Below are 19,936 nucleotides of genomic sequence, written 5' to 3'. Positions count from 1 at the left end.
CTAATGTAGGGGAGTTACCACCATTCAATTTCGGGAATTTTGGTGAATTCCGGTGAGCCGTTAGATTTGGGGGGATGAGCTAGGGAATGGGGCCACAGGCTATAGGTGTGGATTGTTTATTTTTATTACTTATGATTGCAAAAAGTTATTTTTTGTTAAATCTTCTTTACTAAAGACACGGATAGATTTTACAATGCCAGCACCTGTGGTGAGATTTTTTAAGTTCCAGCATCCCCCAAAATGGGGCTGTAATTAGGGAACATCAAACGCTAGAATTAAGATGAGGGACTAAGTTGCCCGGGCAATTTTAGCATGAGGCAGCGGGTTAGTTCCATTTGATAAACAAGGTATTTAACTATGGTGGTTAACTCTTCTGGTTCAAATAGGAGGAACACAAGTAGACGAACCCGTAGCAATACAAGAAAGGATACAGATAATCAGCCTCAAAATCAAGTGACTCCAGCCGATGAAGTTGAAACTCAAGCGGCTGACGCTGACAATGTACCTGAATCAGATACTCTCAAGGAGAAATTAGACGTGGCTAGTAAATCAAGTTCGACAGAAGGTAATTCAGCACCAACTCAAATTCAAGTATCGCCAGAACCCTCGGCGATCGTTAATCATCGTCCGGTGGGACAAAACCAATTTGAAATAGCGGGAATGTTAACCGCCAAACGCCCTATTGGGAAGGCTGTTCATGCAGCTTCAGTAACTTTTATTCAATCGGAAAATCCTACTGGTTCTATGGCTAACCGTCCGGTTTCAGCCACTGAACTACAAATTTCTTCGATGGTGATGAACCGTCCCATTGCTTCTAATGACATTGATGATCCTGATCTATTGATGGGATATTTAGACTAATCAATTGTTGGTTTTAAATGTCAACTAACAAACTGATTGATAATTAAGATCCCACCTAACAGTAGTCAGGTGGGTATCTTAATTTTAATGATTGACTATCTAGCCAATTAGCTATAATATAGCCAAACTGTGCCACCAATTGTCTAGGCGGCGATCGATGGTTAAATCCGTTGTCTAACCCCCACGAATAGTAGCACAGACTATCTGTAATAATCTAAATACCCCCATATAGATGATGAGGAGAAAAAACCGTGAAAATATTAGTAACTGGTGCGGCGGGATTTATTGGATTTCATCTGTGTCAACATTTATTGAAAAGGGGGGATACAGTCATTGGCATTGATAATCTCAATGATTATTATGCAGTATCTTTAAAAGAAGACCGGATAGCCCAACTGAAACCCTTAGAAAAATTTACCTTTTATAAACTAGATTTATGCGATAAATTCGGCATCAAAAACCTGTTTTCCGAACATCAATTTGAGGCGGTAGCCCACCTCGCCGCCCAAGCTGGAGTCCGTTACTCACTGCAAAATCCCTACGCTTATATTGATAGTAATTTGGTGGGGTTTATCAATGTTTTAGAAGGCTGTCGTCATCATCAAATCCCACACTTGGTTTTTGCTTCTTCTAGTTCGGTTTATGGTTCCAATAAAACTGTACCTTTTTCGGTAGGGGATTATGTAGATTATCCAGTTAGTCTGTATGCAGCCACTAAGAAAGCTAATGAATTAATGGCTCATAGCTACAGTCACCTGTATAATATTCCCACGACGGGATTACGATTTTTTACGGTTTATGGTCCTTGGTATCGTCCTGATATGGCGATGTTTATTTTTACGAAAGCTATCTTAGGCGACCAACCGATTCCGGTATTTAACTATGGTAATATGGAGCGAGATTTTACCTATGTTGATGATGTGGTGGAAGGAGTAATTCGAGTAATTGATAAGATTCCACAACCGGGAAGCAATCAAGCGGAAATTCAGGGAGTTAAAACTACGGCACCCTATCAAATTTATAATATCGGTAATAATAAGCCGGTGAATTTATTGTATTTGATTGAAGTCCTGGAAAATGTCTTAGGCAAAAAAGCCCAGAAAAATCTGCTTCCCATGCAGCCGGGAGATGTGCCGATTACCTATGCTAATGTAGATTCATTGATAGCAGATGTAGGATTTAAACCAAGTACACCCATAGAGGTGGGAGTAGAAAAATTTGTGGCTTGGTATAAATCCTATTATGGTATTTAACCGGATGGGAGACAGGACTCGCCGTCACAGATATGGGGACGATATTATGATCGCATCTACCAACCACCTCGCCCCCCAAGGCTCAATTATGGATGATTAAGGCAAGCGCCCTAGCAGGTCAGGAAAAATCTGCCGGAGTATTTTCGGGTACAATCTGGCGATCGCGTAAAGTTTGAACACGGGTAAACTGGGAGAGGAAATATTGAGTTACCAAAGTAGGTTGTTCCGCCTGCATCAAAGATCGAACCACAGCCACCCTAGTCGCCCCAGCCATCAAAACATCATCAAAATTGTTCATATTAATGCCGCCGATCGCAAACCAGGGAACCGAAGCATGACGAGCCGCATGGCGTACATATTCCAAACCCGCCGCCTGCTTATCAGGCTTAGTGGGAGTAGCATAAACCGGACCGACCCCAATATAATCGGCACCCTCAGCGATCGCCAATTTCATCTCTTCGGGATTAGTAGTTGATTTACCGACAATTTTTTGAGGACCCAAAAGCTGTTTAGCCACAGCAATAGGTAAATCCTGCTGTCCCAAATGTACCCCATCAGCATTAACAGCGATCGCAATATCCACCCGGTCATTAACCAAAAACAGGGCATTATAACGGTGGCAAAGCTGACAAAGCTGGCGGGCATTTTTCCAACGCTGATGATCATCAGTATCCTTATCGCGATACTGAACCACCTTTAATCCCCCTTGTAAAGCCGCCTCTACCACTGACATCAACCTTTCCGAGGGAGAAGTCACCAAATACAAATTCGCCCTTTGTAGCGTCTGATGTCGTCCGTAGGCGAGTAAATTACTTTCCAGCGTATAGACCCGGTAGCGCATCTGCTTAACCGCCGCCCCCATATTGGGATGGTAAACCTTACCATATTCCTCCAGGACTCGCAAAGCCTCCTCTACCCGGCAAAAATTGACCTGTATCACCTGTTCGAGACTTTCTCGGTTTTCCTCCGAGGGATGACTCAACTGAGTACCCACATCCGTGGTAGTATCCCGGGACATCCGCAACTCATTACTGTGCCACTGTGCCAGTTGCTGTCGCAAATTCTTGCACTCCGCAGCCATTTCCGAATTATCCAAGCCAAACCTAAACCATTCCTCAATAGTTCGGATACCCTCCCGCGCCCGGTCTAAGTTGGCATCTAAAATCCGATAAAGTGCTGGTTGTCCCAGTTTAGTCTTATGATTCAAATCGCCCATCGAAATCTCCTCACCAACTCCATCAAGCCAAATAATCAAGCCCAATCATGATCAACCACGGCGCAGGTTAATATATCAGATTTTCTTTAGCCGTGGGCGGAACCACCATTACGAAAATTAATCATATAAAAAAACCAGGTGTTGCCATAATAGGGGATACTGGACCAAAATAGATTAATTTTCCCAATTAATATTACAGTTTGTCGGAGTTTTGCCGTGAGTTCTAAATCCCCCCGCAACTGTCAATATCCTAAAAAGCAAACCTCACCCGAGGCTTTTTCATTGACAGACACCCAGCCCAACAGTTCCCTGAACTCACCCTCGTCAGCCTATGATGGGAACTTAACTAGCAGCGATCTGAAGCTGCTATCCCGCCCTCTCTTCCCCCTAGGTTCACCTAAGCCTACAACAGCTTGGTTATCTCTAAAGCTGATTTTAATGATTATAGTCTCCAGTGTGGGATTAGTGGGAATCGCATCAGCCGCATTCGCTACCCCCTGTAGAGACGGGTGCAGAGAGCAACTATCGGAGACACCAGCCAACTATATACACCCGCCCCTACTACTGGCTCAAGCACCTTCCGCCGATCCCAATTCAGTCAATGTAATTTATGTGAGTTCATCTACGGGAAACGACTCTGGGGAAGGTACACAGGCTTCACCGCTGAGAAGCATAACCCAAGCCTTGAGAGTCGCCCCACCGAATACGGCTATTTTATTAGCACCAGGAACCTATAGCGTCGAGACGGGAGAGGCGTTCCCCTTAATACTTAAACCTAATATTACAATTCAGGGTAATACCGAGAATAAGGGTCGGGATGTGGTTATTTATGGCGGGGGAGTGTTTAGCAGTCGGGTTTTTGCTAACCAGAATGTAGCTATTGTGGGAGCGAATGCAGCCCGGTTAAGTGGGGTAACTGTGACTAATCCTCACCCGCGCGGTTATGGTTTATGGATTGAATCTAGCTCGATGGTTGTATCTAATAATACCTTTACGGGCAATATTCATGATGGTATTTCTGTGGTGGGAACCAGTGCGCCTTTAGTTCAACAAAACAGTTTTGCTAATAATGGAGCGAATGGCATTACTGTCTATGGTTCATCTAAGCCGGAAATCCGCGATAATGATTTTGAAAACACTGGTTTTGGTATTAATATCGCCCAACAGTCAGAGCCGTTTGTCGTGGGTAATCGAATTGCCTATAATCGTGATGGCATAGTGATTCAATCGAGCGCTCGTCCGGTACTACGCAATAACTATATCGAACAAAATGAGCGTGATGGTATTGTGGTTATTGCTCAATCTTTGCCGGATTTGGGAACGCCAACGGAACCGGGAGAGAATGTGATCCGCAATAATGGCCGCTATGATGTGAACAATGGTACTAAGGGTTTAACGATTCTTGCCTACGGTAATGAGTTGGCTATGACTAAAAATGCTGGCTCTGTAGAGTTGGCGGGTAGTTACCAGAGTGGGGCTGGGCACTTCTGCGATCGCTAATCGCATTATGGGAAGTTATACTGAGGAGGGTGGTCAAAATCATTCTTCGTCAATTTCTCCCATTAATCAAGCGGCTTCGTTACCTATTTATCTACCTGAGTCTAATGTGACTCCACTTTCAAACACGGCACCGCCTCCGATTCCTGTGGATGACTCGGAGGCGATTGTAATTCCGGTACCGCCGCCAGAACGTCCTCAGCCTGTGATGTCTGCCCCTGTAGCAGCGGGTTCCCCACCTCCACCAGTGAGGCTCCAGACGGCGGCGGAAAACCCGTCTACGGGCTCGCTGTTGCTGTCTCTGGTGAGACGGGCTGTGACCAGTGCCTCTAATCCTGAAGAAAACTCCCAAACAGTTTATATCCCGGTACCACCACCCCAGAGACAATCTACGATTACATCCCCACCGCCACCAGCTTCGTCTGATGTTCTCCGGGTTCCTGGTGGTAATATTCCTATTGGTACTGGGGGAGGACAACTACCAAGCCAAGTAACGGCAGGTCTTGCGCCTGCAACTACGGCGGGTATATTGGGGTTGCGATATAGAGTGGTGGTGAATGATACTAGCAGTCAAATTCTGCAAAGAGTGCGATCGCTGGTTCCCCAAGCCTTTACGACGGTGATTAATGGGCGATCGCTTATCCAAGCTGGAGCCTTCCGCAGCCAACACGAGGCGAATCGGTTATTACAACAATTGCGCCAACGGGGTGTTACTGCGACTATCGAACCGTTTAATTAACACGGATCGCCGGAATTCCCCACCGTCTTTTACTGTGGGGATGGATAGGTGATCACACGGGAGTTTGGTGGATCCGTCTCTTTAGGGTGGAGGTGCGCCCAACTAATTCAATGGTTCCCACCTCAAGAAGTAGGCGGGGGCTATTGAAAATTTCACTTTTCACTGGTGGCAATATTCTTTAACGGCGGAATCAACTGTAGGGATAAACCCTCGCGGGCGATTAAACTATTAGGAAAGGCATCAGCCACGTTTTCACCTATTTGATCCATGAAATCATCGTTGTGTAGTGGGTCATGGTGAAAAATCACCAATTTTTGAACTCCCGCAGCCTGAGCGACCTTCACCGCTTCCTGCCAGGTAGAATGTCCCCAACCTACCTTACTAGACTTAGGCGAGTAATACTCCTCATCGGTATAGGTGGCATCATAAATCAGTACATTAGCATTGCGGGCTAACTTGAGTACATTTTCATCAAGACGATCTGGAAAATGCTCGGTATCGGTGACATAGGCGGTGGTGTAGCCTTTCCAACTGACGCGATATCCCACGGCTTCCCCCGGATGATTGAGTAAAGCCGTTTCAATGACTAGATCATCTTCGAGGTAAATTGACTCGCCTATAGTGAGATCAATAAAGTTAAGTTTAGCTCCCATTACCTGTAAAGGAACTGGGAAGTTAGGGTGAAGCATCTGGTCGTTGAGGCGCTGCTCAATTGTGGAACCATTAGGTGCGATCGCTCCATAAATGTTAAACGTATTGATGGGAACAAAGGCCGGAGCAAAAAAGGGGAAGCCTTGGATATGGTCCCAGTGAGAATGGGTAAAGAACATATGAGCGGTTACTGGCATTTCTGCTAATAATGCTTGTCCCAGGACCCGTAAGCCTGTCCCACCGTCAAAAATCAATCGTTGCGACCCCACCCGCATCTCAACACAGGGGGTGTTCCCACCATATCGAACTGTTGTCGTTCCCGGACAGGAAATACTTCCTCGAACGCCCCAAAAGTGAACCGTAAATTGGTGTTTTGTGCTGGACATGGGTTTTTTTGGAAGATTCAGCTAGGCGGTTTATGGCTTCTTTTGACTCAGCCTTGGTTGTGTAATCCGATTTTTGTGGCTAAGTTATCAAACCAAGCCAAGTACGCCAGGTCAGGAATTGCTAATGGTTTCCCACCCAACTGCCATCATCTTAGCAAAATTTGTAGCACCTTTTGCGATAGTTGCTCAGATTCCCCATAGTGCGATCGCCCCATATACCCAAAACCAGTTAAAATTCAACCTTGAGGTGATCCACAATTAACTGTGCATCAAAAGTGTAGAAGGTAATTTTAGATATATTCTCCGCCGTTACGGTTAATTCGGCGTTCGGTAATACAGACCCAATCGAATCACTAGCTTTATTAACCTTCATCTCATCTGTGGCCAGTAATTGGCCATTTTCATCAAAGGCTGACATCACCGTATGTCGAGAACTTGTCACCCTAGCCCAAACTTGGCGCACCGCGTGGGAAAATGTCACTTCTAGTGCGCCGCCCTTGGGTGCGCCCATGAGAACTGTTACCCCAGGTTCAATGCCAAATCGCGGATTAGAGGGTTGAAGGGCGATCGCATTATGAAATTTAATACCCCAATGCTGGAATTGCTCCTCTACTTTCTCAAATCCCTGTAATTTTTCCAACGCTAACCGAATGCGAGTCGAGGGCGACAACTGTGGCAATTTTTCATAGTCAGCAGACCCGGAAGATTTAGCCCTGTCCCTAGAACCCGGTGAGTCTGTACCCACGGGATGAACTACCAGTTCCGATGTTTTTTCTTTTCGCTTGCTAGAGTCTAATTTTCCGATGTGATTCTGCATTCGAGTCACTTCCTGAACCACCATTGGGCTAAAATCCTCTACCATAGAAATGCTCATAACTAAATTCCTCGACAGCATTGAAATTGAGGGTTTTGTTACTGCTATAGCCGACAACCGGGGACTGTTCTATCTGTCTTGGTTAGATGCTAAATAAATACCCTTAGCCATGGTTTCAGGAACGACAAGCCCCAATCAGGAGATTTTGGAAAAAACATCATGGCACCTGGCCCATTGATCACCCGGTCACTGGACAGTTAAAAACAGTACACTGAGGGCTAATAGCCGTGAGGGGTATTACCCCTCACTGAATTATAGCAGTCAAAAGTCACTCTGGGATGAGGTAAAGTGCCAATTTACCCATTATCGCGATTTAATCCACTGTTATATAACCGCAATTTTCAGCAACCGGAATAGTCAAATCAAGGCAATTTAATTAGCGCTATATATTCGCAAAAAACCACAAGCAAAGGAGTTTTAAAAATGTTTTATCCCATTGGATTTACGCCAGATTCGATAGTTACTTCTCTAGGTAGAATGGTGTATTATACGGCTACCACAAGCCCATGGATAGGCTCGGAAGAAAAGGAATCCGAAAAAAAGCCGTCTTTATTGTTTTTGCATGGTTTTGGGGGCGGTTCTTCTGCTTATGAATGGTCTAAAGTCTATCCAGCCTTTGCAGCCGATTATAAAATTATTGCGCCAGATCTGATAGGTTGGGGACGTTCGGAACACCCGGCGCGTGATTATACCCCAGAGGATTATATAACTACGATCGCCGAATTCATAGAAGCCACCTGCGAGGAACCGATTATGGCGATCGCCTCCTCAGTAACCGCCGCCCTAACCGTGCGAGTAGCGATCGAAAAACCGGAATTATTCAAAGGGCTAATTCTCACAACCCCCTCCGGCTTATCGGACTTTGGGCAAAATTATATTAACAGTTTATTTGCTCAAATTGTCAAAACCCCAATTTTAGACCAAATTCTGTACGCCACCGCCGTAGCCAACCCCATCGGAATTCGCAGTTTTTTAGAGCAGCGTCAATTTGCGCGTCCATCTCGAATTTATAACGAAATCGTCGAAGCCTATCTCGAATCCGCCCTAGAGCCTAACGCAGAATATGCAGCCTTATCATTTGTGCGAGGGGATTTATGCTTTGATTTATCGTTATATATACCCCAATTAACCACTCCCACCGCCATGATTTGGGGTGAAAAAAGCCAATTTACCAGTCCAGAGATGGGAGAAAGATTAGCCAATCTGAATCCCGTGGCCGTGCGAATTTTCCAAAAACTCGAGGACGTAGGACTAACGCCGCAGTTAGAATTACCCGGCGTAACCATTGGCGTAATTAGGAGTTTGCTCAAAGCCCTAGAAGTCGCATAAGCTGAAAAATTAGGTAACAGTTGCCAGAACTTGCTATGTCCAATTCCGACTACATCAACAATTTAAAGTGGCAGCCAGAAGCCACAGCCAAACTCAAGAATATTCCCTACTTCGTCCGAGGTCAAGCCAGACAGAGGATTGAGCAACTAGCCAGGGAAGCCGACCAGGAAGAGGTTACAGTCGAATTGGTAGAACAAGCACGCCTTGAGTTTGGTCAGTAGTAAAACTGCTGGTAGTATTTGCTCAAAATGACCCCTAAGCCTTTAAACTAGGGGTTGGCTTTTGATTGTTTTTTGAGGTTTATTGGTCCAAAAGTGAGAAAAATCATTATTGCCGGAAACTGGAAAATGTATAAAACCCAAGCAGAAGCCCAGGAGTTTCTGAAAGGGTTTGTGATGGAATTGGAGGACACCCCAGAAGATCGGGAAGTGGTTTTGTGTGTCCCCTTCACTGATTTAGGTGTGATGTCCAAAAGTTTGCATGGTTCACGGGTACGCCTAGGGGCGCAAAATGTTCACTGGGAAGATTCCGGGGCTTATACTGGGGAAATCTCACCCCCGATGCTAGTGGAAATTGGTGTGCGGTTTGTGGTCATAGGTCACAGTGAACGTCGCCAATATTTTGGCGAAACCAACGAAACAGTTAACCTGCGCCTGAAAGCGGCTCAAAACCACGGTCTAACTCCGATTTTGTGCGTGGGAGAAACTAAGGAACAGCGGGATGCGGGAGAGACGGAATCTCATATTTTTTCCCAATTAGAACAGGGTCTGGTAGATGTAGATCAGAATAACCTGGTAATCGCATACGAACCGATTTGGGCGATTGGAACCGGGGACACCTGCGAATCTGAGGAGGCTAATCGGGTAATTGGTCTCATCCGTAGCAAATTGAGTAATCCTAACGTGACGATTCAATATGGCGGTTCTGTGAAGCCGGATAATATTGATGAAATTATGGCACAGTCGGAAATTGACGGTGCTTTGGTCGGGGGGGCTAGTTTGCAGCCGGATAGTTTTAGCCGCATTGTCAATTATCGTTGATAGGTTGGCGATGATTAAACCAATCACGATTCGGGGTCATTCCTTTGATTGGGGAAGCCGTACTTATTTGATGGGGATTTTGAATGTAACGCCGGATAGCTTTAGTGATGGCGGGGCGTTCGATTCCCTAGATGCTGCCCTGGTCCGGGCGGGTGATATGGTTCGGGCGGGGGCGGATATTATTGATGTGGGAGGGGTGTCTACCCGTCCTGGGGCTGAGGTGGTGTCTCTGGAAACGGAACTTGAACGGGTGCTTCCAGTGGTGGCGGGTTTGCGACAACTGGGGGATATGGTGATATCTGTGGATACGACCCGGGCGGCGGTTGCTGAGGCAGCAGTGGGCTGTGGGGCAGATATTATTAATGATATCTCTGGGGGGATATATGACCCGGATATGCTATCAGTGGTGGCTGATTTGGGGGTTCCAGTGGTGTTAATGCACCTACGGGGTACTCCCCAAACTATGCAAACTTTGACGGATTATGGGGATTTGATGGGGGAAATTAAAGGGTTTTTGGCGGAACGTCTGGCCGCGGGAATGGCGGCGGGAATTCCAGCAGAGTACATGATTGTTGACCCTGGGATTGGTTTTGCCAAAACATTAGAGCAAAATTTGCAGATTCTGCGAGAATTGCCCCTATTGAAGGATCTCGATTGTCCGCTATTGGTGGGACCCTCCCGTAAGAGTTTTATTGGTAAGATTCTTGACAAGCCTCATCCTCAAGGGCGTGTCTGGGGGACGGCGGCGGCTTGTGTGGCTGCGATCGCTAATTATGCTGATCTTCTCAGAATACATGATGTGCCACAACTGGTAGATGTGGCGCGGGTGGCAGATGCGATTTATCGTCGAGCCTAAAGTGGGAAGGTGCGATCGCGCCATTTGATGGTTTCGGGTTTCCTGGGCGCGCCCCGTACTCGATGACCGAGGCAAACTTATCGAATTTTACGATCATGACCAGTGTGGCATCAATTTGGCAGTCTATTACTTTGCGGAATCTGAGGCTCTACCAGTGGCGGGGAGGAAGTCTACTCTATCGCATTAGTGGGAGTTTGCGATCGTGGCGACAGGGAAGCTGGTTGATGGAATGGGGGGAATTAATTGGAGCCCTGTTGGTGGCTACGGTGTTTGGGTTAGCGCCTTTTGTCAATACGGCTTTGATTGGAGTTTTGCTGATCGCCTGTGGTGGCTTTTGGGTTCTGCTGACCCTTAGTGATGAACCCTCACAAGTGGCATTTACCCCTATTCACCTGTTGGTATTGTTGTATTGGGGAATTGCCACGATCGCTACATCCCTATCTCCCGTCAAACAGGCCGCATTCACTGGTTGGGTGCGCTTGACTCTTTACTTAGTCCTATTTTTCCTGATGGCGCGGGTTTTCCGATCGCCTCGTTTGCGATCGCTTTTTATCGGCTTCTATCTGCATATTACCCTGATTGTCGGGGTTTATGGGATGCGGCAGTGGTTTTTTGGTACTAAGGCTTTAGCTACTTGGGTGGACCCTACATCAGCCCAAGCTAATATCACCAGAATTTACAGTTACTTGGGTAATCCTAATTTACTCGCTGGCTATCTCATCCCAGCCGTGGGATTGAGTCTCGGGGCGATTTTGGTTTGGCGCGGCGTGATGCCGAAATTGTTGGCAATTACTATGGCTGTAGTCAATTCTGTGTGTTTGGTCTTAACCTTTAGCCGTGGGGGATGGCTGGGGTTTGTGGCGTTATTGTTTACTTTTGCCGTTTTGCTGCTGTACTGGATTAGCCAATATTTCCCACCTTTTTGGCAAAAATGGGCTGTTCCTATTGGTGTCGGTGGCTTGGCCGCGTTGCTGGTGTTAACCATAGTCATTGTGCCACCAGTGCGCGATCGCGTCGCCACTATCTTTGCGGGACGTGGTGATAGTAGTAATAATTTCCGCATTAATGTTTGGGCGGCGGTCATAGAGATGATCCGCGATCGCCCTGTATTGGGAATTGGACCTGGTAATAATGCTTTTAATCAGGTTTATCCGTTATATATGCGCCCCCGATACTCCGCTTTGAGTGCCTATTCTGTCATCTTAGAGGTTATCGTAGAAACTGGGTTTGTAGGGTTAACCGCCTTCTTGTGGTTGCTGACGGTGACTTTTAACCAAGGATGGCTACAACTTAAAAGGCTACGAGAGTGGGAAGATCCTAATGGTTTCTGGTTAATAGCTGCGATCGCCACTTTAGCCGGAATGTTAGCCCATGGTCTGTTTGATACAGTGTTGTATCGTCCCCAAGTTAATACTCTCTGGTGGTTAATGGTGGCACTGATTGCTAGTTACTATTTACCTAATAGCCAGGGTATTAATTCAGATAGCAGCAGCAACTGATGATTTAGCCGGCGCTGGTGGGGGTTGACTTATATTCAGCCATTGGCGATAGTTTTGTGAATGGGTAATACCCTGAGACAGGGCTACCCATTCATCTTCTGTCAGTGATGTTTCAAGGCGATCGGTCAATTCCAACCAAGCCCAGAGTACACAGTTATCTAAATCAGAAAACGATTTTTGATGCAGGTAATATCTACCCTGACGGCAAAGTTCAATCCGATATTCCTGAAAAACTCGATAAATTCTCAGTTGGTATTCCCACAAATGGAATGTTTCCATCAGTTCTAACATCGGTTAGTGATCCTGATACATTTACGCGACATTTATCCGGCTATTGCCGGACAATGCGACGATAGCACTATTACCCGTTAAGGTAACAGAGGCGGTATCCCGCAAAGCTTTTAGAAAGATTCCCAAAGCACCGTTCCAGTCCCTGGGTAGAGTGAACCCGCACTCAGGACATCGGAACACTTTTGAGCCACCTAGCTGGGAATGCACATGACCACAGTGAGTACAGGTTTTGCTGGTGTATTCTTCCGTCACATCTACAACTGTGGTTCCAGTTATTTCCCCTTGATGTCTCAGGGTTAGTTTGAATCGATAATGCGCCCATGTCAGCATGGTGCGGGCAGTCTTGGATTTGATTAGACGCTTCACCTTGGCAACCATGTTGGAAGTCTCGAAGGTCGGCAGAAAAATTATACTGTAGTTATGAGTCAAGTAGTGAGCAATTTGTTTGTGGGCTTCATCAACTAGATTGCGGATTTTGGTTCTCATTCGTTGAGCCGCTTGCCTCATCCGTCGCCTTCTTGAACGACAGGGTTCCTTGGCGATTCGGCTCATCAAATCATCCAAATGTTGACATAGCCTAGTAATGCGTCCTATATCCCCGGAGCCAAATTCCAGAAACCGAGAGCCATCAAACCCAGTTATGAAAGTTCGCACACCCGGGTCTAATGCAATCACGCCAGTAGCGTCAGTTGGGGTAACGGCAACTGGTTCAGGGAAAATCGCCAACCATCGACCTTTGGTAAACACCAACTGAGTCCCTTGCCCGCAAGTTTTAGGGATGGGTTCGGAAACCATGAAAGTTAATCCTTTCGTTAGTCTTGGATACCAACTCCCTGAAGAGAAATTAGTATTATTGAACTTAATCCCTTGAGAACTATCCCGACAGCTCCTAAACCTTGCGCCAGGACTGGCGGTCAAAGCCTGATAGGCATCAAAGATGGCATTTTGCCGAATGTGGCAGGGTGTTTCTTTGACCCATTCGGGTAAGTCACTCTGCATCACTTCGTTGCGTAATTTCAGTTTGCTTAGTCGTTTACCACTCCTAGATAATGCAATTGCTTGGTTGTAGCAATACCGACAAGCAGCCAGCCATTTACGCCAGACTTGATTTAGCTCCGGGCTGGGGTAAATCCGGATCTTCTTTGACCTGAGTTTGGTATTTACTCCGTCCGTATAATCGGGAACTGAAGCAGTGGAGGATGGCGAGGATGTCCTCAACCATTTCTGGTTCTGGACTGAGACTTGTCTCGTTGAGAACCATGAGTGAGCACCTGTTTTGCTCACAGAGCCATCGAAACAAGTCAAATCCAAACCTTGCCAGTCGGTCTTTATGGGCAACGACAACCATGCGGACATCTCCTGACAAGACTTGTCCCAGTAAGGCCAGCATTTTCTTTCCCTTTCCCTTGAAGTTGAGCCCGCCTCCGATTTCTGAGACGACTTCTGCTTCGGGGTAGAGGTTGGACAGTGCGGCCACCTGTCGGTTGAGGTCGGACTGCTGGGCGCGGCTACTAACTCTGGCATAGATAACGACTTTGCGTTTGTCACTGCCTGATTTGGCAGTATATCACTTAACGTTGTATCGTCGTTGCCCAGCGGGAGTTCTGATGGTCTCGATTGAGCCATTGTCGTCCCATCTGCGGAGTGTTCTTTCATGGACTCCAAGGATTTTGGCCGCTTCCTTGGGTTTGACATATCTGGCAATAGGTTTATCCTCAACCCTTCTCGCTTATTATACCGTATTGCCCTAAAATATTAACCTAATTTGTGATTAAATCATGCTCTCGACTGCCTCTAGTTATTGTTCCTCACGTAAAACTCCTGGGAGGGTTGGAAGCTCCGTGATTTATCACGGAGAGGAAAACCGACTCAAGTGGCTTTAGCCGCCAGCACCCCCTTGCGGGGTGGAGGGGTATGGTTGCCCCTCCATGGAGCTATGGTTGGCTCCGACTCCCTTGCGGGGTAATGTTTGCGCTTGCGCTAACGCGCACGCTGCGCGAACGCCAATGTTCAGAGTCGGTACTATCCAAATCGCACGTCCTTAACCCCTTAGAGATGTTTAACGATTCGGTTCTAGGGCCTGGAACTAGCACGCATTCCAGGGTAGGAACTTTAACTCTTGCTCTGAACGGAGCCAGTTAAGGCTATAGCTGGTCAGCTACCTGAAAGGGGGGCACGAAGCCCCCGTGCTTCAGCCGGGGGTGCTGACAGTGACACTTCTTTAGCTGGACTCTGATCTAATTCTAGCAATTTATAAAATAATTGTTACGCCTCAACCAGCCTCAATCCGCCTCCAATCAACCAATATAGGAATTTATCAACACCCGAAACCTCAGACAGGAAAACCACTAACACCCCCAGACCAGTCGTGATTACCGAAATTACCCACAATTAAATCGGTTAGCCCGTGAAAGATATAATTAAGCAAAATACAAAACCACTCAATCCCTCTAGGGGAATTGAGATTTAATTGGGATTCTCCAGAACTATGCTAGATGCCACCATTATCATTTTATTTATCATAGCAGGAGCCGGAACCGGCTTTTACGGGATAGAACTGCTTCCCAGCAGTGTCCTAGAACAGGTAACTAATATTGAGGGATTACGGTCTGTCACCGCCGCTTTTACTGGCCTAATTGGTATGGTAATCGGTTTAGTCGTACAAACCACTTATCACCGGGTCGAGGAACAAATCCGCCAAATGCCTCTTGAGGTATTACTCACCCGTTCTATTGGTATGGTAATCGGTTTACTGATTGCTAACCTCATGCTCGCTCCCCTCTTTTTGTTACCCATTCCTAAAGAGGTTGGCTTTATCAAACCCCTGGGGGCTGTGTTATGTAGTGTTCTATTTGGCTACACTGGGGTTAACCTGGCTGATACCCATGGACGGGCTTTTCTACAGCTAATCAACCCCAATAGTTTGGAAACTACACTACTGGCTGAGGGAACTCTCAAATCTGCTCATACCAAAGTTCTCGATACCAGTTGCATCATTGATGGTCGCATTGAACCTCTACTAGAAACTGGATTTCTGGAAGGTAAAATTCTCGTGCCTCAGTTTATTCTGCAAGAGTTGCAATTGGTAGCTGATGCTGCTAATGATCAAAAACGGGCGCGGGGACGACGGGGACTTGATATCCTTAACCGTATCCGGGAAGAATACCCAGAACGAATTCAAATTCACTCGGCGGACTATGAGGATATTGCCACTGTAGACGCGAAATTAGTGCGGTTTGCTCAAGAAATTAATGGGTTTCTGCTGACTAATGATTACAATTTGTCTAAAGTGGCAACCGTCCAACAGGTTCCAGTGCTGAATATTAATGATCTCACCCAGGCGGTGCGTCCGTCCTATTTACCTGGGGATATTCTGGAATTGAAAATCCGCAAGGAGGGTAAAGAACCTTCCCAAGGAATTGGGTATCTTGAGGATGGCACGATGGTTGTGGTAGAATCGGGTAGCGAATACCTCGGCGACCAACTGCGGGTAGTTGTCACCAGTTCTCTGCAAACTTCCGCCGGCCGCATGATTTTCGCCCGTCCAGAACATTCTGTGATGGCTTAGTCTAACAGTAGGGTACTAAGACTTAGTACCCTATCTGTCAAATAACCCGATAATTTTTAAGCTCAGGCACTGGTTTTATAATTAAAGGCATTAGCTCTAATTTGCTCAATACCTGATTCTGTATTCAGACTATCTCCTGAGTTTTGGGAGTTATCTAATTTTAAATCTAATTTTAAAATAGCTTCCCCTAATGCTTTGGCTAATAAAGGGGGAACGGCATTGCCAATTTGTCGCCACTGTTGGGTAACGGTTCCGTAAAAGATGAAATTGGGGGGGAAAGACTGAATGGCTGCGGCTTCCCTGGGGGTCAGATAACGGTTTTCTGTGGGGTGATAGTAAGTGGTGCGACTGGTGTTGATGGTGGGAGAATAACTATCTCGCGCTAGGCGTTTAAGTTTGGTTTCCCTAAATCGGGATTCTCGCAGCTTTTCCCAATCTATATCATACCATAATTCGGGGGGCAAATAAGCCTGTTGGTCTGGTTGATAACGAACGCCTTTACCTTCGGGAATATGCTGGATTCTTTGACGTTCTAAATGATTGGGAATTTGGGCGGTGCTGAGGTCGTGGTTGTAAGTTTTTCCCTGGTATTCTAACCAATTTTCCCAAGCAAATCCTACGGTTTTAGCAGCAGGAAGAAAGTCTAAATCCGGTTCATTATCTTGAAATTGTGGGGATGGATATAAATTGGGTACGCCGAAACGATTACCTAAAAAAATGGTGCGCCTGCGTTTTTCGGGGACTCCGTAATGATGAGCAGATAGGACCCGGACATCAACAGTATATCCGATATTCTGTAGACAAGTTAAAATTGATGTGAGGGTGTTTTCGTTTTTTCGGGATAATAAACCCGTGACGTTTTCAATGATGATATAGTCGGGTTGAAGTTGTTCAACAAACCGTAGAAATTCTAAAAATAAAAAATTGCGTTTATCCAGATTATTGTTAGTCCCAATGGTGGAAAAACCTTGACAGGGGGGACCTCCACAAATTAAGTTAATATGGCGATCGCCAATTAATTCCCTAATTTGCTCGGTAGAAATCTCCCGCAGGTCGCCACAAATTGTTTCCGCTTGAGGGTGATTATGTTGAAAGGTTTGGATCGCAGATTTATCGAAATCGACACCTAACAAACATTCAAAACCTGCCATTTCCAAGCCACAGGACATCCCTCCGGCTCCGGAAAATAGGTCGATAAAGGTTTTAGTGGTTGAGGTGGTCATGGGTCTTAGCGAGGTGTTTGGTCAACATGGGTGTTAGATGATTATACCATCAGTGGGGAGAAATGTTTATAACCAATTACCGACTAAAATATAGGGACTCCAATAAAATGGATGGCGGAAAAAGGAATTATTTAAGAGTTTTAATTGTGCTTCCCTGAGTGCTTCGGACTTGTTTAATTGCTTTTGGTTTAACAATCTGTAGAATTGACTCATTAACTCACTGCTGGCTTGGTCATTCACTGACCAGAGAGTGCCAACTGTACTACGCGCTCCGGCTTTAACTGCCATTCCGGCTAGTCCTAAAGTGGCACGATTATCACCAGAGGCGGTTTGACAGGCGCTGAGAATTAGTAATTCTATGGGAGTACGACCTGTGAGGGTTTTTTCAGTCAATAAACTATCCAATTCCAGGATATTAATACGACTATCCCAAGCCAAAATAAATGTCTCATCTAGCTGAGAACTAAATTGACCGTGGGTAGCAAAGTGAACGATGGGGTAGTTAGTGAATTCTAGTTTTTGGCGGATTAATTGATTGGTGAAATCTTGATTAAGTAGGACTGTGCTGGCTGTTTCTGATTGAATAGTGGCGATTTCTTCAGCTACATAATTCAGGGGACTAAATCCATCTCTTTCTTCGGTTAATCCCCCGGCTAGAACTTTTAAATCTAGCTGTTTGATGGATTTATCGGATAGTAATTTTAATCCGGGAGTAATGGCAATACTATAGGTCTCTATGAGATATTTTTCGCCATCATAAAGGGTCGCCATGGGGATATTACGGAAGGAACCATCAGGGACAAAAACAAGGGTTTTAATTTGTTCGGGATTAATTTGCTCAGTGAGGGGTCTAATTACCCAATTATAGAGTTTTTGTCCTGGTTCATAAAAATCGCGGCGGCTGCGAATAACTAATGCTTTAGAGAGTTGTTTAATGGTGGTTTCTACTTCGGTTTTGCTGACATTAATTTGATGATGAACTAGGGGTTGATTGGGTTTACTGACAATCACATGAAGATTATCTTTTAAGATGATGGGATAGATAACGGCGGCGCTGGGGTCTATTTCATCTATTTTTCTAGTGACAATATCTACACAATCAGCTTGAAAAAAGTTATCTAATTCGGCAACTTTTAAAGACTCGATTACATTAATAGCTTGGGATAAGTTATTCTGACTGATAGAATTACCCGGCGGTGTGGTTTCTAATAGTAAGGATACTAATTCTCGATATACGGGTTCAATACTATTTTGAAAAGAAAACTGAAACTCTCGACCGACGGATGCGATATCTTGACTTAGGGAGCCAATGAGGTTGACGGCTTCCAAGTAGGAATATATGGCTTTTTCTGGTTTTCCTTGTGCCTGTTGAATGCGACCTAATTGCCATAACCATAAGTAGGAAATATCTGGGGCTTTAATTTGTTGACTCAAGATTAAGGCATTTTGGGTGATATTTTGGGCAATTTGCCATTGTTGGGTTTGTTCATAAACACTGGCTATATAACCTAACCCAAAGGCTTGTGCGCGTTGGTCTCCTAGGTCGATCGCCTCTTGAGTGGCTTGGGTATACAGTTCCAGAATATCCTGCCAAGATGATTGGGGATTTTGTGCTTGTTGAAAGGCAGACCAATGCTTTCCTAGGTTCAGACGATAATAGATAGTTGTCTGGTTTGATGGTAACTGATTTAGGTGAGATTTGGTGCTGGGTAATAGTTGACTAAAGGCTTCCCAGTCTTGGATTTCAGCGAATAAACTTAATTGCGCGAGTTCTATGGCTGCTTGTTGTTGAGGAGAAGGATATCTATTTAGGGCTTGTTGATAATAGTCTAAGGCTGTGGTATAATTTTTACGGTTTTTGGCGACATTTCCTAAGCCAGTTAGGGCGGTAATTTGTTCGGATTTTAGGTCTAAGTTGGTGGCTATAGTTAAACCCTCTTGTAGGATGGATTTGGCTTCGTTAAAACGGCTGAGGGTACTAAGTAAATTGCCGAGTCGAATGAGGACGATCGCTTTTTCGGGGGAGGTTTCTTGCTGCTGGAGATTGTTGTTAATATCGGCTAACAGTAAAGAAGCGCGGCGATATAATCCCAGTTTCTGTAGGGCTGTGGCTTGATTAATTCTGGCTTTAAACACTCCCATTTCCTGCCGATCGCGATGATATAACTCTTCGGCGGTTTCCCAAGCACTCAAGGCAGCTTCTGGGTTTCCTGTAGCCAGATATAATTGACCTTGGGTATTCATGGCTTGGGCAAAAACAGATAAGCCAGAGGGTCCAGCATTCTCTAATAACGCGATACTGCGCGCGATCGCTTCGGTGGCTAGTTGCCATTTTCCCAGGTGTTGATAAGCCAGAGATAGGTTACTAAGAACCCGCGCTTGGGCTATGAAATATCCTTCGTTTCCGTAGGTTTGCGCGACGGACTCCCAAATAGCGATCGCCTCCTGAAAATCCCCCTGTCGATAGCGATCGCGTCCCCGTTGTTCCTCCTGTAACCCCTGGGAGGCTTGGCTAATTATGGGAGTCTGTTTAGTGGGTACAATTTCGGTTAAACCCGGTTTCCAGATCGTATCTGCTAACAGCAGGCTAATCAATAAACCCAATAAAATCAGCAGGGTAAAAGTCAAACGCCTAGGATATTTCATAGAATTG

17 protein-coding genes and 2 pseudogenes are annotated in these 19,936 nt (G+C 45.7%); 11 read left to right on the top strand and 8 right to left on the bottom strand.

The genetic code is table 11. The features are described 5' to 3' along the window. The first annotated feature begins 453 nt into the window (after positions 1 to 453). Both NLZ44_RS11155 and NLZ44_RS11150 read left to right on the top strand, forming a co-directional pair. On the top strand, positions 454 to 861 hold the full coding sequence (locus NLZ44_RS11155; protein WP_111893046.1) for a hypothetical protein: 408 nt from the start codon (positions 454 to 456) through the stop codon (positions 859 to 861). 251 nt (positions 862 to 1,112) lie between these two features. Beyond that, a complete protein-coding gene (locus tag NLZ44_RS11150; RefSeq protein WP_111893042.1) occupies positions 1,113 to 2,114 on the top strand; it encodes an NAD-dependent epimerase in 1,002 nt (333 codons plus the stop codon). A 118-nt stretch (positions 2,115 to 2,232) separates the two neighbouring features. Here NLZ44_RS11150 and NLZ44_RS11145 read toward each other — a convergent pair whose 3' ends face one another. Continuing rightward, entirely contained in the window at positions 2,233 to 3,330 is a 1,098-nt protein-coding gene (locus NLZ44_RS11145) for a thiamine phosphate synthase (protein WP_493752796.1), read from the bottom strand. Between the two features lie 216 nt (positions 3,331 to 3,546). On the opposite strand from NLZ44_RS11145, the gene NLZ44_RS11140 reads away from it, so the two are divergent. Both NLZ44_RS11140 and NLZ44_RS11135 read left to right on the top strand, forming a co-directional pair. Continuing rightward, positions 3,547 to 4,830, top strand: coding sequence for a DUF1565 domain-containing protein (locus NLZ44_RS11140; protein ID WP_493752795.1), 1,284 nt, complete (start codon positions 3,547 to 3,549; stop codon positions 4,828 to 4,830). Next, the gene (locus NLZ44_RS11135) at positions 4,802 to 5,566 is read left to right on the top strand and encodes an SPOR domain-containing protein (protein ID WP_493752794.1); all 765 of its coding nucleotides are present in this window, start codon (positions 4,802 to 4,804) and stop codon (positions 5,564 to 5,566) included. The genes NLZ44_RS11140 and NLZ44_RS11135 overlap by 29 nt, the downstream gene beginning before the upstream one ends. Positions 5,567 to 5,718: 152 nt before the next feature. On the opposite strand, the gene NLZ44_RS11130 is transcribed toward NLZ44_RS11135, so the two are convergent. Beyond that, positions 5,719 to 6,603 (bottom strand): MBL fold metallo-hydrolase, encoded by an 885-nt coding sequence (locus NLZ44_RS11130; RefSeq protein WP_493752793.1) that lies wholly within the window; start codon positions 6,601 to 6,603, stop codon positions 5,719 to 5,721. A 229-nt stretch (positions 6,604 to 6,832) separates the two neighbouring features. Further along, positions 6,833 to 7,477 (bottom strand): hypothetical protein, encoded by a 645-nt coding sequence (locus NLZ44_RS11125; protein WP_493752792.1) that lies wholly within the window; start codon positions 7,475 to 7,477, stop codon positions 6,833 to 6,835. Positions 7,478 to 7,900: 423 nt separating this feature from the next. On the opposite strand from NLZ44_RS11125, the gene NLZ44_RS11120 reads away from it, so the two are divergent. The 5 genes from NLZ44_RS11120 to NLZ44_RS11100 all read left to right on the top strand — a co-directional run bounded on the left by NLZ44_RS11120 (position 7,901) and on the right by NLZ44_RS11100 (position 12,201). Further along, positions 7,901 to 8,806: an alpha/beta fold hydrolase gene (locus tag NLZ44_RS11120; protein WP_493752791.1), complete on the top strand. Its 906-nt coding sequence runs from the start codon at positions 7,901 to 7,903 to the stop codon at positions 8,804 to 8,806. Between the two features lie 35 nt (positions 8,807 to 8,841). Further along, positions 8,842 to 9,027, top strand: a complete 186-nt coding sequence (locus tag NLZ44_RS11115) for a PCP reductase family protein (protein WP_006668263.1) — start codon at positions 8,842 to 8,844, stop codon at positions 9,025 to 9,027. Between the two features lie 93 nt (positions 9,028 to 9,120). Further along, positions 9,121 to 9,846 carry a triose-phosphate isomerase gene (gene tpiA / locus NLZ44_RS11110; protein WP_008048775.1) on the top strand — a complete coding sequence of 242 codons (726 nt, stop codon included), beginning with the start codon at positions 9,121 to 9,123 and terminating at the stop codon, positions 9,844 to 9,846. A gap of 10 nt (positions 9,847 to 9,856) precedes the next feature. Then, entirely contained in the window at positions 9,857 to 10,702 is an 846-nt protein-coding gene (gene folP, locus NLZ44_RS11105) for a dihydropteroate synthase (protein ID WP_493752790.1), read from the top strand. 95 nt (positions 10,703 to 10,797) lie between these two features. Then, positions 10,798 to 12,201, top strand: a complete 1,404-nt coding sequence (locus NLZ44_RS11100; RefSeq protein ID WP_493752789.1) for an IctB family putative bicarbonate transporter — start codon at positions 10,798 to 10,800, stop codon at positions 12,199 to 12,201. On the opposite strand, the gene NLZ44_RS11095 is transcribed toward NLZ44_RS11100, so the two are convergent. The 3 genes and pseudogenes from NLZ44_RS11095 to NLZ44_RS11085 all read right to left on the bottom strand — a co-directional run bounded on the left by NLZ44_RS11095 (position 12,181) and on the right by NLZ44_RS11085 (position 14,197). Further along, on the bottom strand, positions 12,181 to 12,492 hold the full coding sequence (locus NLZ44_RS11095; protein ID WP_008048778.1) for a hypothetical protein: 312 nt from the start codon (positions 12,490 to 12,492) through the stop codon (positions 12,181 to 12,183). The genes NLZ44_RS11100 and NLZ44_RS11095 overlap by 21 nt on opposite strands. A 21-nt stretch (positions 12,493 to 12,513) precedes the next feature. Beyond that, positions 12,514 to 13,623, bottom strand: a complete 1,110-nt coding sequence (locus tag NLZ44_RS11090) for an RNA-guided endonuclease InsQ/TnpB family protein (protein WP_493752985.1) — start codon at positions 13,621 to 13,623, stop codon at positions 12,514 to 12,516. Further along, positions 13,586 to 14,197 (bottom strand): annotated as a pseudogene (locus NLZ44_RS11085) (IS607 family transposase). Before NLZ44_RS11085 ends, NLZ44_RS11090 begins: the two are co-directional and overlap by 38 nt. A 73-nt stretch (positions 14,198 to 14,270) precedes the next feature. Here NLZ44_RS11085 and NLZ44_RS11080 point away from each other — a divergent pair. After that, a pseudogene (locus tag NLZ44_RS11080) lies at positions 14,271 to 14,458 on the top strand (hypothetical protein). Positions 14,459 to 14,980: 522 nt separating this feature from the next. Further along, positions 14,981 to 16,060, top strand: a complete 1,080-nt coding sequence (locus NLZ44_RS11075; protein WP_006624941.1) for a PIN/TRAM domain-containing protein — start codon at positions 14,981 to 14,983, stop codon at positions 16,058 to 16,060. A 62-nt stretch (positions 16,061 to 16,122) separates the two neighbouring features. On the opposite strand, the gene NLZ44_RS11070 is transcribed toward NLZ44_RS11075, so the two are convergent. Beyond that, positions 16,123 to 17,283 carry a DNA cytosine methyltransferase gene (locus tag NLZ44_RS11070; RefSeq protein WP_493752788.1) on the bottom strand — a complete coding sequence of 387 codons (1,161 nt, stop codon included), beginning with the start codon at positions 17,281 to 17,283 and terminating at the stop codon, positions 16,123 to 16,125. A gap of 66 nt (positions 17,284 to 17,349) precedes the next feature. Next, a complete protein-coding gene (locus tag NLZ44_RS11065) occupies positions 17,350 to 19,929 on the bottom strand; it encodes a CHAT domain-containing protein (RefSeq protein WP_493752787.1) in 2,580 nt (859 codons plus the stop codon). Positions 19,930 to 19,936: the final 7 nt, after the last annotated feature.

The sequence above is a fragment of the Arthrospira sp. PCC 9901 genome, assembly GCF_059013425.1.
The sequence above is the reverse complement of the archived record's forward strand: the minus strand, read 5'-3'. Positions and strand labels throughout refer to the sequence as shown.

What these genes read in the sequence shown, in the direction of transcription:
- NLZ44_RS11145 (WP_493752796.1), bottom strand. Translation starts at nt 3,330, where the DNA reads ATGGGCGATTTGAATCATAAGACTAAACTGGGACAACCAGCACTTTAT.
- NLZ44_RS11130 (WP_493752793.1), bottom strand. Translation starts at nt 6,603, where the DNA reads ATGTCCAGCACAAAACACCAATTTACGGTTCACTTTTGGGGCGTTCGA.
- NLZ44_RS11125 (WP_493752792.1), bottom strand. Translation starts at nt 7,477, where the DNA reads ATGAGCATTTCTATGGTAGAGGATTTTAGCCCAATGGTGGTTCAGGAA.
- NLZ44_RS11120 (WP_493752791.1), top strand. Translation starts at nt 7,901, where the DNA reads ATGTTTTATCCCATTGGATTTACGCCAGATTCGATAGTTACTTCTCTA.
- NLZ44_RS11115 (WP_006668263.1), top strand. Translation starts at nt 8,842, where the DNA reads ATGTCCAATTCCGACTACATCAACAATTTAAAGTGGCAGCCAGAAGCC.
- folP (WP_493752790.1), top strand. Translation starts at nt 9,857, where the DNA reads ATGATTAAACCAATCACGATTCGGGGTCATTCCTTTGATTGGGGAAGC.
- NLZ44_RS11100 (WP_493752789.1), top strand. Translation starts at nt 10,798, where the DNA reads ATGACCAGTGTGGCATCAATTTGGCAGTCTATTACTTTGCGGAATCTG.
- NLZ44_RS11095 (WP_008048778.1), bottom strand. Translation starts at nt 12,492, where the DNA reads ATGTTAGAACTGATGGAAACATTCCATTTGTGGGAATACCAACTGAGA.
- NLZ44_RS11075 (WP_006624941.1), top strand. Translation starts at nt 14,981, where the DNA reads ATGCTAGATGCCACCATTATCATTTTATTTATCATAGCAGGAGCCGGA.
- NLZ44_RS11070 (WP_493752788.1), bottom strand. Translation starts at nt 17,283, where the DNA reads ATGACCACCTCAACCACTAAAACCTTTATCGACCTATTTTCCGGAGCC.
- NLZ44_RS11065 (WP_493752787.1), bottom strand. Translation starts at nt 19,929, where the DNA reads ATGAAATATCCTAGGCGTTTGACTTTTACCCTGCTGATTTTATTGGGT.